Annotated in this window: 11 protein-coding genes; 2 read left to right on the top strand and 9 right to left on the bottom strand. The window is 44.2% G+C overall.

What is annotated here, in order from left to right; all coding sequences use genetic code 11:
* Nucleotides 1–111 precede the first annotated feature (111 nt).
* The 3 genes from MKX34_RS12030 to MKX34_RS12020 form a co-directional block, all read right to left on the bottom strand.
* Nucleotides 112–810 carry a cyclic nucleotide-binding domain-containing protein gene (locus tag MKX34_RS12030; protein ID WP_036683474.1) on the bottom strand — a complete coding sequence of 233 codons (699 nt, stop codon included), beginning with the start codon at nucleotides 808–810 and terminating at the stop codon, nucleotides 112–114.
* A 94-nt stretch (nucleotides 811–904) separates the two neighbouring features.
* The gene (locus tag MKX34_RS12025; RefSeq protein ID WP_076106116.1) at nucleotides 905–1,429 is read right to left on the bottom strand and encodes a hypothetical protein; all 525 of its coding nucleotides are present in this window, start codon (nucleotides 1,427–1,429) and stop codon (nucleotides 905–907) included.
* Nucleotides 1,430–1,453: 24 nt separating this feature from the next.
* Nucleotides 1,454–2,965: a DUF4173 domain-containing protein gene (locus tag MKX34_RS12020; RefSeq protein WP_076297105.1), complete on the bottom strand. Its 1,512-nt coding sequence runs from the start codon at nucleotides 2,963–2,965 to the stop codon at nucleotides 1,454–1,456.
* Between the two features lie 112 nt (nucleotides 2,966–3,077).
* Between MKX34_RS12020 and MKX34_RS12015 the strand changes: the two genes are divergently transcribed.
* Entirely contained in the window at nucleotides 3,078–4,772 is a 1,695-nt protein-coding gene (locus tag MKX34_RS12015) for an ABC transporter substrate-binding protein (protein ID WP_036683466.1), read from the top strand.
* Nucleotides 4,773–4,843: 71 nt separating this feature from the next.
* Here MKX34_RS12015 and MKX34_RS12010 read toward each other — a convergent pair whose 3' ends face one another.
* The 6 genes from MKX34_RS12010 to MKX34_RS11985 form a co-directional block, all read right to left on the bottom strand.
* Nucleotides 4,844–6,799: a CotH kinase family protein gene (locus tag MKX34_RS12010; protein ID WP_076297106.1), complete on the bottom strand. Its 1,956-nt coding sequence runs from the start codon at nucleotides 6,797–6,799 to the stop codon at nucleotides 4,844–4,846.
* 88 nt (nucleotides 6,800–6,887) lie between these two features.
* The gene (locus MKX34_RS12005) at nucleotides 6,888–7,379 is read right to left on the bottom strand and encodes a DinB family protein (RefSeq protein WP_038570047.1); all 492 of its coding nucleotides are present in this window, start codon (nucleotides 7,377–7,379) and stop codon (nucleotides 6,888–6,890) included.
* Nucleotides 7,380–7,410: 31 nt separating this feature from the next.
* The gene (locus MKX34_RS12000; protein WP_036683459.1) at nucleotides 7,411–7,854 is read right to left on the bottom strand and encodes a GNAT family N-acetyltransferase; all 444 of its coding nucleotides are present in this window, start codon (nucleotides 7,852–7,854) and stop codon (nucleotides 7,411–7,413) included.
* 373 nt (nucleotides 7,855–8,227) lie between these two features.
* Complete coding sequence (locus MKX34_RS11995) at nucleotides 8,228–8,761, bottom strand: AAA family ATPase (protein ID WP_036683456.1); 534 nt, start codon at nucleotides 8,759–8,761, stop codon at nucleotides 8,228–8,230.
* A gap of 116 nt (nucleotides 8,762–8,877) precedes the next feature.
* The gene (locus MKX34_RS11990) at nucleotides 8,878–10,296 is read right to left on the bottom strand and encodes an NAD-dependent malic enzyme (protein WP_036683453.1); all 1,419 of its coding nucleotides are present in this window, start codon (nucleotides 10,294–10,296) and stop codon (nucleotides 8,878–8,880) included.
* A 321-nt stretch (nucleotides 10,297–10,617) separates the two neighbouring features.
* Nucleotides 10,618–11,193 carry a hypothetical protein gene (locus tag MKX34_RS11985; protein ID WP_036683450.1) on the bottom strand — a complete coding sequence of 192 codons (576 nt, stop codon included), beginning with the start codon at nucleotides 11,191–11,193 and terminating at the stop codon, nucleotides 10,618–10,620.
* A 139-nt stretch (nucleotides 11,194–11,332) separates the two neighbouring features.
* Here MKX34_RS11985 and MKX34_RS11980 point away from each other — a divergent pair, with 139 nt between their 5' ends.
* Nucleotides 11,333–12,328, top strand: coding sequence for an acryloyl-CoA reductase (locus tag MKX34_RS11980; RefSeq protein ID WP_036683447.1), 996 nt, complete (start codon nucleotides 11,333–11,335; stop codon nucleotides 12,326–12,328).
* The last annotated feature ends 22 nt before the right edge of the window (nucleotides 12,329–12,350 follow it).

The following is a 12,350-nucleotide window of genomic DNA, read 5'->3' as shown; positions in this document are numbered from 1 at the left end:
TACTAGCTCTCCCTTAAGCCTCTCTGAATTTGAACTGAATGTTTGCTTAAAAAAACAAAAAGACCCCTATTTCCGGCCGAGGGCAGGAACTAATGGTCTTTTGAGATCTTTTTATTCGTATAAATTTCCGTTAGCCAGCTCTGCCAGCTTCGATTCATCCAGTACACTTAAGCGTCCACGATTTCGTGTAATGATTCCTTCATCAATAAAACGACGCACGATTCGATTAAGATGCCGATAGCTTGTGCCAAGCAATTCTGCTGTTTCAATAAGACTTGAGGTCCGAATCTCCTCCACTCGCCGGTCACCGTTTTTATCTGCGAACAAAGACATTAAATAACTGGCAAATCGATTCTCCACAGGATACAACAGGTTAAGTGCGGAGGCTTGACCGAGCGTATGCAATTTGTGACTAAGTTCTCCGACGAGAAAACGTAACAACGCTGTATTTTCCTCAAGCTCTCTCAGGAGTAGTCTTCTCCCTGCAAAAAGAATCAAGCTCTCACCCACAGACTCCACTTGATTCTTAACAGGGAACCGGTGAAGCAGCTCTACATCCCCAATCACAGATATCGGATTTGTAAACCGCACCAGCATAGATTTGCCATTTGGCAGCAAGGTCTGAATTTTGAGCTTGCCCTCAACCAATATGAACATTCCATCCAATTGATCGCCAACCAAACACAGCTTTTCTTCATCCGCGTAACGTCTCAACTCCATTTTATGCGTTACCAGCGGGCTAAATATTCCGTCCAGACCGTTCTTCACTGCCAAGGCACGGACAGCCTCACGGTCATTTATCGTCTGCATGTTGTGCCCCCTCTATTGTTTGCTCCAGTGTAATTTAGAATACCCCACAAAAAAAGGACATATGTCCTTTTTAATGAGGTTTTCCTATGACACTTTACATTACAACAGAATCCACACAATAACGAATCATCTCTACCTTCTGATCCTGCAGCCAAAATTCAATACTCCGATGGTTGATTTTATCCACGTATCCGATAATCTCAGCCCCTTGCTCCCCTCTTTTATAATAAGAAGTGCCATAAGCCTTGATCACTTCGTCTGCTGAAGCTCCAACATGAATATCTCTTGCCGTACTCATCGTATGATCGGAATAGACGCTGATTAGAATTATTTTATCATCACCACGCGCTGTGGCTATTGTTGTCTCGTTACCCAGATCATAATACTGATACCGCTCTATATCATTATTTGGCTTAGGTTCCCTAGCAATTGAATCAAGGCTTTGAAGCAGCTGAATGCCGCCCAGACTTTCCTGTTCAAGATTGGTGCTGGAAACACGCGAGTAATGATTTTGTTTGGGCGCATTGTATAAATAGATATGATAGATCCCGTAACTTAAACCTACCGTAATAAAAATGATGATAAATGACCAGCCTCTTTTAAATGGCTTCTTCCTCACTGACCTCACACCTTCTTCTTACCTTTACTGTGCAAAATATTCAGCCAGCTCACGCTGCGCCAGATATTGCGGGAAATTGAACGACTGCCAGGCCCGCTCACGCTTATTGAGTTCTCTCCATTCATTCTTTAAAAAATCAGCCAGCATCCCATCTTCCTGTTCACTAAACCTTATCAGAGAAGGGATGACCTCCGGAGATAAACGGACCAAATAATTGGCGTCCAATTTACCACTTGCCGCATAACGATCCATATTTTTATTAGCGATAATAACATCCATCCCGATATAGTTCATGACGACGTAGGAGATCAAGCCCAGCACAATATAACATTTCGCCAATGGCACACGCTGAACAGCTATCCGTAAGGCTGCAACCACCAACAATAAGCCCATAAATATCATAAATGCATGCACTAAAAACCGAGTCGTGGTATAGCCGTACACCTCTTCATATAGAGTCAGACGGGTATAGGCGGAATATAGCATCACTGTCGAGCAACCAACCAGAATGTAGAGCAGGACATTAATAAATTTTTGCAGCCCTCCACTTCTTTTTCCTTCCGATACCAAAGCCAGCAGCAAAATCACGAAATTAATCGCAGCCACCATAATCAGCTCAAAAAATCCACTACGTGCGTAATCAGCATATGAGCTGCCCTCTGGTAAAATCCCTTCCCATGCTCCAAACAAGTAAGAAAACTGTACGAAAACAAACAATACATATACCGTGTTAATGGCTATAAGAATCGTCGTCATAATTATCGGATCCATTTTAAAGCTTACAGGCGCCAGCACTGGACCATATTCCTTAGGCTGCATATTCCAGTCATAGATTTTCGAATCCACATACCCCCACACTAAGCCGAACAAGCCCATGCCCAGCAGGATAATCCACAGCACCCGCACAAAACTTTCCCCAAATGAAATCCGATCCAGCACATTCGGCAGCTCCAGCAGTACATGATGAAACACTCCGTCCGCTGAGGACAGCAGAGTAACCACAACCAGCAATATTGGAAAAGAGATCGCAAGTCCTATCAGCACTTTCCCCATGACCTGCTTACGCTCGTCCTTCATTTTACTGCCGCCAGTCCTTTTAATGATCGTAAACACAGTGCTCCAATGGCGGAAATTCTGTGGAAGCACATGCTCCAGCGTGTTCCCCACTAATCCAAGCCGGCTCCAAGCCGGCCGTTTATCACTAAGCAAATAAGTCATATGTAATAAAATCAACACCGGGATCACCAGCAGGTTCAGCCCAAAGAAGAAAAAATTATGAAAGAATAAATAGGTTAATGAAAGTAGAAAAATCGCTCCAAACCAGAAGTAACTGAATATGTTGAGCTTGCGGATTTTAGCCTTGGCATAATAAAGCATGAACGCATAGAACAGACACACAAAGATTGGATACGATAGGCCCGCCAGCTTTCCATAAAATAAATACTGATGAACTATTGCCAGTAAGAACGCAGCAAGCAAAGCAGCAAGCGATCGATTAAGCCTAAGTCCCGTTCCCGTTTCCATTTCCTCGGTCATGGTAATTACCCCCATTTTCTTACTTTCTCATCCTTATTTTACGTGATAAAATAAGAAAAAAAAGAGAAAGAATTTATTTATAATTTCCTATTTTCCGAAAGGAACCAAGACAATGAAGCTGCATAGCCAATTTTTAAAGCTGCAATCTCATTTTGGGGGAGCAACAGAAATCTCAGTGACGATGGATGAGTTGGCATTGATTTTCGGCTGTACACACCGCAATGCCATGCATATTGTGAATAAAATGATGTTGCAGGAATGGATCAAATGGACGCCTAAGCGTGGGCGGGGAAGCCGCTCTTTGCTGCAATTTCTTGTTCCCTCCGAAGAAATTGCCCTTCAATCCATGATGCAGGCGATTAGCCGCAAAGATGTCCACCACGCTATAGAAGGCATCAAAACCCATGCCAGCTCCACCTCACTGCAGGATACACTACAGGGTTGGCTGCTGACCTATTTTGGGCATCATTCTGAAATTCGTAGTGACAAACAAATTGATACTCTCCGCCTGCCCATTACCCAGCAGCTACATACCTTCGATCCGTTATATATGAATTTGCTGGCAGAGTCATTTGTTTCCAGCCATGTTTTCGACGGGTTAGTGAAAAGAAGCGGTGAACGGGACAAAATTGTTCCCTGTCTGGCTCACGCCTGGGAAGTCGATGAGAGCCGGACGCTCTGGACTTTTTTTCTGCGCAAAGAGGTGTTATTCCATCATGGAAAAGTGCTTACAGCCAAGGATGTAGTCTATTCCCTGGGACGGTTGATGCGAACCTCTAAACGGACACTCTATAGCTATATTTTCAAAGAAATCCAGCGGGTCACCGCATTAAATCCATCTACCGTTCAAATTACGCTTAAGCAGCCTAATGAACTATTTCTGCCATTTTTGTGCACGAGCAGAGCCGCAATTGTACCGCGTGATTTAGAAGGAATAGATGAGCAGAGCTTTGGCCGTAGACCCGTGGGGACTGGCCCCTTTAAGGTTGTGGACATGACCGAGGACACTTGTGTGCTGGAGGTTTTTCCTTATTATTTTCAAGGACGGGCTCATTTAGATCGGGTTGAAATCCTTTATGTCCCGTGGGATACCGAAACGTCATCCTCTGATACGGGTTCTGCTTTTCACGTGATTCAGAATCCCTCATCCGCCAGTTCTTCGACCTGGAGCCGAATTCATTCGGAGTCTTCCATCCGGAAATTCGTCACCTGCAATACGCAAAAAAAGGGACCGTTAAGCGATCCCCTGCTTCGGGCAAAAATAGTCTCCTGTTTAAAAGACGATTCAGCGTCCATCGAGCAAGAAGCGATAAAAGATCAAGAAATCACGTTGCAAATCTCTACGATTCCACAATATGCTGGCGATGCTGATTTTATTGCCACTAGACTAGAGCAACAAGGTTATAAATGCAATGTCATTTCCGTGTCTCCAGAGGAATTTAAAGGTCCGATTCGGCTGGAATCTGACCTGATTGTTTTCTCATTATTCCGTGACGAGGATGAACAACTTCGTTTATTTGATCTATACCTTACGCTCTCCCAGCATATTGAACCGTATACCCGGGCGGATATAGAAGGCTGGCTGTATACCATCGCGCGCGAACCTAATCCGGTGGCCCGAGCGGAAAGTTTCAGTATCATCGAGAACCGTCTGATTAAAGAGCACCACCTACATATTTTGTATGAAAAGCCCACTCAGACAGCTTATCTCCCCTCTGTCCGCGGGGTTAGCTTCAATAGCCAGGGTTGGGTTGATCTTCGTCATGTCTGGTTTCCGCCACTGCTCTCTAGCAGCAGCACGAGTTGATCTGCTTGAATTAAAAAATGCGGAAATCCAGAGCTTGCCCCGGATTTCCGCATACGCGATAAAGCTAATTATTAAGCTGCTGTTTTAGTCGTAGCTGTAACTGTAGAAGTCCCCGCATCCCACTTCACATCCATATTCAATCCCTCGGAAATAAATCTAACCGGAACTAATGTCCGATTTCCGATAATTTGCGGAGGAACGTCGAGTGTGAGCGCTTTGCCATTGATGTAAGCAGTCTTGCTGCCAATGGTGGCCATTACGATCGTTGTATTGTCTTTTACTGCAGTGATTTTCTTAGTCGTTTGATCCATGGTTACTGTAGCACCCAGAGTATTAAAGATTGCATTCACTGGCACAAGCACCCGGCCATCCTTATTCACAGGAAGCTGATCTGCAAAGCTGACCGCTGTTCCGTTTAAAAGTACGGATATTCCCTTAGTGCCCGTCGTGTTCGGATTAGTTGTTGATGGTGTTGTAGTTACAGAGGGTAGAGGTGTGACGTTAAGTCCTAGCTGGCCTTGCAGATTAGCAAGTCTGTTCAGCGCAAAGGTCATAATCGAACCTGCAGCCATTGTGCCCATACCTTGTCCCCCGCCTCCAGCGTTACCTGTTGGAGGTGTAGGATTACCATCAGTCGCAGTCCCTGTATTATCAGGACGTGCTGGCGGTGTCGTTCCATCCGGAGGTGTCATGCCTTCCATCCCAGCTGGTGGAGTCATTCCTCCACTACCACCCATCTCACCTGTTGCTGAATAAGTAACATTACTTTCAAATTGTTCCATGGTATAAAATTTGGTTGGGTCTGCTTGAACGTAAGGTTTAATCAAGGTAGCCAATTCAGTGATTCTGCTCTGAATTCCTTCCAAATAATCTACCAGCTCAGATACATATTTCAAGTATTTAGTCTTATATTCAGGCACTTCCAACAGATTAGCAATCATTGGGACCTGATCTAAACTTATCCCAAGTGTAGGATTATCAATCGATGCAGTTACTGCGTTGGTATTGGCTGCAATGGTTGTTGCCGATGTAGATGTTGTGCCCGCAGCAGCTGTTGTACCTGCTCTGCCGCCTCCGCCACCAGAATACCCGTTAAAGGACATGTTCATATCCCATGGAAGTACACTAAATTTACCGGATGCATCCCCGTACAACATATAATTATGACCTTTATCCCCGTTATAGCTGTCATAGTTACCCAATACAGCATTAGCGGCGATATACTTCAGGGCCGAATCCACATCTAGCACACTTTCAATAGAACCCTTCTCACCGGCAGGCATCTCATTCAGTACCTTGATGAAGTTCTTTAACGAAGCTTTATCATCTTCTTTACCTGTATCATAAGTTATCGTTTCGTAGTCACTGTCTTCTTTGTACTGCAGATAACTTTTTTCTTCTGTATCATACAGAACACCTTCGTCATAAGTTTCTCCATAGGTACGTTCTAGATAGCTGTCATCTATCGCTTCCACACCTACATAAAACCCATATAATTCTCCGTTGATATACAGGTTGGTGAACACAGTCAAAGGTGCATCCACACCAACAGAACGGAGCGCTTCGTAATGTAAATATTCACGAATATACGAAGGGTCCGAAAAATTGTTGTTCAGTACCATTTTATCAAGACCAAGTAACGTTTGCTTCTTATCATATTTATCAAATTTCAGCCGGAAGCTGTATCTGTCCGAGTCTGTCATACTGGCTACCGATTTTAACGTCAGATTCCCTTTAGTAGAAAATCCAACATTTTCAACAACATTCCCGTCAACTTCAACCTTAACTTTTTTGTATTCTTTTTCGAGGGGACTTGCTAATATACTTTTCCAATCCGCATCATCAATCGTTACTTTAACATCAATGATTCTGTCACCCGCGAACAGGGATTCATACGCTTTCGTTACACCTGCATCCGCCGCACTAACTACGGGCGTGTTTCCAGCAACTCCAAACGCTGTTGAGACGATAGCAAGACTTAGTGTAACTGCCATAAACTTTCTCAGCAAATTTTTCTTCTTCACCATGTGTAATCCTCCTTGAAGTACAGATTTATGTTTTCGCAGTTCAAGGAGATTGTAAAATATGAATCTGAGTATACGCTGAATAGCTTGTCTACGCTTTGCCAGGCAGGCTGTTTATCAGCCCTTTGCCAATCAGTTTAGCTGAAACCGGCGGTTTTCCGATCTCTCTGGCCCAGACAGATAATTGCCCGACATGATGAATCTCATGAGCAATCACATGGCGCATTACCTCACCCCAGGCATCGGTCACGATCCTGCCATCCGGAAGGTGATCCTCAAAAATCCTCTGCTCCAGCCCCTCATGCCAAGCCGTTACAAAGGGTTCCACCTCTGTGTGGAATTTTGCATCCAATTCTCGTACATGCTGCAAAGTCTTGTACTGCTCAAAATCCTCTTGGAAATCCGGTTTTCCTTGCAATACTTGAATCCAGCTCCACTCCACATCCACAATGTGAAAAAGCGTCTTGAGTATACTGCCTACACCACCTATACGTATTGCAAGCAGCTCCTCCTCAGAAATATTTGCACACCACTCATACCATTGTTCGCGGACCATCCAGTTATATTGAAAAAATGTCTGCAAATAAAAACCTCCTAGAAAGTTGTTGTACTTTTTAATGGGAACTTAAATGTTTTCGGTATCCTTCTACCTTTTCATCTCTATAACCTAACGATTCATAGAACACATGCGCTTCCTTCCGCTGCTCACCGGAGACTAAAATAATATAATAGCAGTCTCTTTCCCGGGCCGCTTGTTCAATGGCGTTCATAAGTTTTTTGCCGACGCCTTGACGGCGTGCCCGCGCTGAAACGACCACATTCTCAATCACCATAAACGGTTTGCAGTCCCCCACTAAGTCCTGACACACGATGCCCATCAAAGACCCTAGTAACTCCCCCTCTACAAAAGCACCCAATAGAATGTACCGGTTATCCGCCTTAACCACTTTAAACACTTCTTCAAGCTTATTAAGGTCAGACGGTTTATTCATCAGCTCTTGATATAAATTCCCCAGTTCAGGAAGAGATTCCATTTCTATTTCTTTAATATCAACCATGATTGTTCATCCTGCTTTCTTTTAAATTAACAGCCCTGCTCATACACATACAGTCCACCATTCCGTGGATGAGATATAGGCTTTCAATTATAACCTCTTTGGACCAACTGCTGTGCCAACATCTTCATAAAAGAAGAATGCCCATAATACCAAGCCATCCGCCCCAGCACTAGCCACATAAAATGGATGCAGCTTAATCTTCTTCATAGCCCCATTATTTACGAACTATCAACTCGAATTCATCCATCTGTCCATCCCACTCTACGCACCAATCCCAGAATGTACGGACTTTAACTCGCCGTTGACTCCCTCAACATTATTGCTGAATTCTTCTGTAGCCTGTTGAATATATTCCGCCGACCAAAAGTTCCTCCTATACCATTTGTAAATATCTCAGCACGATCTCAACACGATCTCCAACCGATAAATCTTCCTCTATTCGTAAAATAGGACATTCCAGTGCGGACATCCATTCCTCATGCAGCACTTTGCTCCTGACTTCAACTCCAGCTACATCATATAATGCCGCCCACTCCATAAAGCTCTGATACGCTTCATATTTACTTCCTCCAGGCAAAATATGATCACCATATCTCTCGTACTCTCTGGCTCTTAATCTATCTAAACGAATTTCCGGTGGAAGTCCTAGAAAAATAACCAAATCGAATAATGGTCGAAGGCCGTCTCCCCAGCCACATACCGCACCGCTCAGAATCCAAGGTTCCTTATGAGTCAAATCTCTTGTAAGTCTTGCTAATCGCTCATTGACCTCACGTTGCTTAGTGAATTTATGCTCCCAAAAATAGTCGTCACTGTCTAACTGGACATGTGGCAACACTTTAGCTAATTCGTAACCTAATGTACTCGTTCCTACGCCTGAGGCTCCCATAATATGAATTTTTCTCATACATTCCCTCACCTTTAAGTGGATTTAAAGTTGCAATTCGGGCAATTTCCCTCCAAATATAAAAACAAATAGACTGCTCTCTAAGTAAGCAAAGCAGTCCATTTATCGTATAGCTCTTATTCCGTTATAGCTGCTACGTCTTTAGGAATCCGGCGTGCTGCATCCGTGGATATAGCCGCTTGGATTACTGCCAGGCGGACCTGTTCAACTACTTTTTCGTTAAAAATACTTGGGATGATATATTGCTCATTGAGTTCATCGGGATGAACGACCGATGCAATGGCTTTTGCCGCAGCCAGCTTCATTTCCAGATTCACAGTTCTAGCCCGGCAATCAAGTGCGCCACGGAAAATACCCGGAAAACATAACACATTGTTGATCTGGTTCGGATAATCACTTCTGCCTGTCGCTAGAACGCGAACAAAAGGTTCTGCCAAATCCGGTTCAATCTCCGGTGTAGGATTAGCCATCGCAAAAACGATGTTATCACTGGCCATGCTTTTAAGATGCTCCACGGTCAGAATCCCCCCACGGGACACCCCAATAAAGACATCTGCCCCTCGTATAACCTCCGTTATTCCACCCTCAATTCCCTCAGGATTGGTTGCGGCAGCAAGCTTCTGCCATTCCGGATTATCATACTGGAGATCTTTTCTGAGAACGCCTTCACGATCAACCGCATAAATATAACGCGCGCCCGCTGCCAGCAGCAGATTACATATGGACACCCCAGCCGCCCCTATACCCACAACAACAATCCGCGCATTTTCAATAGATTTATTAACAACTTTAAGCGCATTCAAAAGTCCTGCAAAAGCCACCACGGAAGTTCCGTGCTGATCATCATGGAATACCGGAATGTCCAGCTCTTCCGCAAGCCGCCGTTCGATTTCAAAGCAGCGTGGTGAACTTATATCCTCTAAGTTTATCCCTCCAAAGCCAGGAGAAACTGCTTTTACGATATTGATAATTTCTTCCGGATCTTTGGTATTTAAGCATAGCGGAAAAGCATCAATGTTCGCCAATTGCTTAAACAGCATCGCCTTACCTTCCATGACAGGCATAGCTGCTTCCGGGCCGATATCCCCTAGTCCAAGCACAGCAGTGCCGTCCGAAACGACTGCAACTGTATTTCTTTTCATCGTCAGAGAATAAGCTTTTCTGGGATCTTCGGCAATCGCCGTACACACTCGGGCTACCCCCGGCGTATACACTAAGGATAAATCCTCCCGATTTTTAATCGGCATTTTAGGTGTGATTTCGATTTTTCCGCCAAGATGAGCCAGAAACGTCCGATCCGACACGTTGATTATTTTAATTCCCGGCATCTTCGATAATATTGAGATAATTTCTCCATTAGCTGCGTCTTGCACATTCACTGTTATATCTCGGGTAGTGACATCCTTCCCTGCACGTATCACGTCAATAGCAACAATATCTCCGCCAGCTGCGGCAATTCCTGAAGCAACATCGCCAAAAGATGCAACCGATTTCCGAATTTCGAGCCTGATAATCATTGTAGTCGCAATCGACATGAATTAGCCTCTCTTTCTTCAATCCTATTATTTAAAAAATACTATACTTTCCCATTTAAACATATCTTCCGCCTATTAACTAGATCAACGAAAAATTTTTCTTCATACAGTATTCCCATCCGCACCCGGTCCAAATACATCAGGTATAGCAGCTACGGACACAGAGCCATTTTTCCCGTGAAAATAAATTTCATCATAATCTTAAGTGTATGTAAGCATAAACAAACCGTAAGCTCTTCTACTCTTCATTACCTTCACTGCATGCTGTAGAGCATCCCGCCGATTCTTTTCTCCGCTGGCACTTTCAGTTGCTCTCCCTCACTAAGGTCTGTACTGCTCTTCTAGCAAAACAGCCTTACCTTCTACAAATGTCAGATGGAATAATCTATCCACAAGCTCTTCGCTAATAAAATTCGTATAGTCAACTTGCTGAGGTCTCGCCCCATTTAGTTCAGCTATAGTTACATCAGTCTCAAGCTTAAGTCGTTCGATTTCATCGCTTGCATTTCGGATATAGAATCCATTAGGCAATGATTCGGGTTCTTGTATACCATCTTCTTTAGCCGCAATTTCTGCCGCCTCTCCACCGAACCATTCCACCTCATCCAGATCCAGATAAACCGAGTTCCCTTCTGTGATTACTCCCTTTATAAAAGCTAATTTTTTCTCCACTTGAGGTAAGTTATAAATAATTTTTTTCAGTTCCTCCACGCTTTCACCCTGCACTCCACTCTCAGAGTTAGATTGGATTGAAATCTCGCCTATAGTTTGAACAAGCTCCTTGGTAGTTTGGTTAGTCTCTTTTGGTGGCTTGTTATAAAAAGAATATCCATTAAAGCCAAGTGAGACTAATGTGATACCCGCTAAGACTGTACCCATTAAATTTTTCCATTTCATAAGCTTCACCCTCTATCACAAGATTTAACGGAACCTTAATAAACAATTGCGCTATATCATAGACAATCACAAGTTGACCGGGCAGAATAAATATTATATACATGTCTTACCTATAACGTAGTTGAAGGAGCTCACACTTATGACAGAATCATTTCAGGCGTTAGTTGTCGACAAAACAGAATCATCCTTCTCCGTAGCTGTTAAGCCGGTTACCCTAGAGGATCTGCCAGCTGGAGAGGTTGTAATTAAGGTTGCTTACTCCAGTGTAAACTATAAAGACGGTTTAGCCAGTATTCCAAACGGTAAAATTCTAAGAACATATCCCTTTATTCCAGGGATAGATTTATCCGGTGTTGTGGTATCTTCCACAGATGAGCGGTTTCATAAAGGGCAGCAAGTCATTGCGACAGGATATGGTGTTGGCGTATCACACTTTGGCGGCTTTAGCGAATACGCTCGGATTCCCGCAGGTTGGATCACTCCCCTTCCCGAAGGCCTGACGCTTAAAGAAGCTATGATCTACGGTACTGCAGGACTGACAGCTGCCTTGTCCATACTAGCCCTGGAAGATCATGACGTTTCCCCGGACAAAGGCAAAGTACTTGTAACAGGCGCTACCGGCGGTGTAGGTGGATCTGCTATTGCCATGCTTGGCGCAAAAGGGTATAGCGTAGTGGCAAGCACAGGTAACGCCAAAGCTACCGATTACCTTAGAGGTATAGGAGCCGAAGACGTGATCTCACGTGAAGAGGTCATTGGCGGCGCCAGCAAACCCTTGGACAAACAATTATGGCAAGGCGCAGTAGATTCGGTGGGTGGTGACACCCTTGCCGCAGTTTTGAGTAAAATCACCTACAGAGGTTCTGTAGCTGCAAGTGGCTTAACCGGAGGCACTTCAGTTCCAACTACAGTACTTCCGTTTATTCTTCGGGGTGTTAACCTTCTCGGCATAGATTCCGTTGAATGTCCTGCCGACCTTCGCCAGAAGGCTTGGAAACGGATGGCGAGCGATCTGAAGCCAAGTCAGCTGGAGAACCTCGTGGATCGTGAAGTCACGTTAAACGAGCTACCGCAAGCATTGGAAGATATTCTGCAAGGAAACCTTAGAGGAAGAGTACTTGTCCGTTTATCCTAGGTTTAACAACGAAACCTCCCGG

This window comes from Paenibacillus sp. FSL R5-0636 (assembly GCF_037974255.1).
GTDB lineage: Bacteria > Bacillota > Bacilli > Paenibacillales > Paenibacillaceae > Paenibacillus_AQ > Paenibacillus_AQ odorifer.
This window is presented reverse-complemented; position numbering and strand designations above follow the sequence as displayed.

What these genes read in the sequence shown, in the direction of transcription:
- MKX34_RS12030 (WP_036683474.1), bottom strand. Translation starts at nt 810, where the DNA reads ATGCAGACGATAAATGACCGTGAGGCTGTCCGTGCCTTGGCAGTGAAG.
- MKX34_RS11980 (WP_036683447.1), top strand. Translation starts at nt 11,333, where the DNA reads ATGACAGAATCATTTCAGGCGTTAGTTGTCGACAAAACAGAATCATCC.
- MKX34_RS12015 (WP_036683466.1), top strand. Translation starts at nt 3,078, where the DNA reads ATGAAGCTGCATAGCCAATTTTTAAAGCTGCAATCTCATTTTGGGGGA.
- MKX34_RS11995 (WP_036683456.1), bottom strand. Translation starts at nt 8,761, where the DNA reads ATGAGAAAAATTCATATTATGGGAGCCTCAGGCGTAGGAACGAGTACA.
- MKX34_RS12000 (WP_036683459.1), bottom strand. Translation starts at nt 7,854, where the DNA reads ATGGTTGATATTAAAGAAATAGAAATGGAATCTCTTCCTGAACTGGGG.
- MKX34_RS11985 (WP_036683450.1), bottom strand. Translation starts at nt 11,193, where the DNA reads ATGAAATGGAAAAATTTAATGGGTACAGTCTTAGCGGGTATCACATTA.
- MKX34_RS11990 (WP_036683453.1), bottom strand. Translation starts at nt 10,296, where the DNA reads ATGTCGATTGCGACTACAATGATTATCAGGCTCGAAATTCGGAAATCG.
- MKX34_RS12020 (WP_076297105.1), bottom strand. Translation starts at nt 2,965, where the DNA reads ATGACCGAGGAAATGGAAACGGGAACGGGACTTAGGCTTAATCGATCG.
- MKX34_RS12010 (WP_076297106.1), bottom strand. Translation starts at nt 6,799, where the DNA reads ATGGTGAAGAAGAAAAATTTGCTGAGAAAGTTTATGGCAGTTACACTA.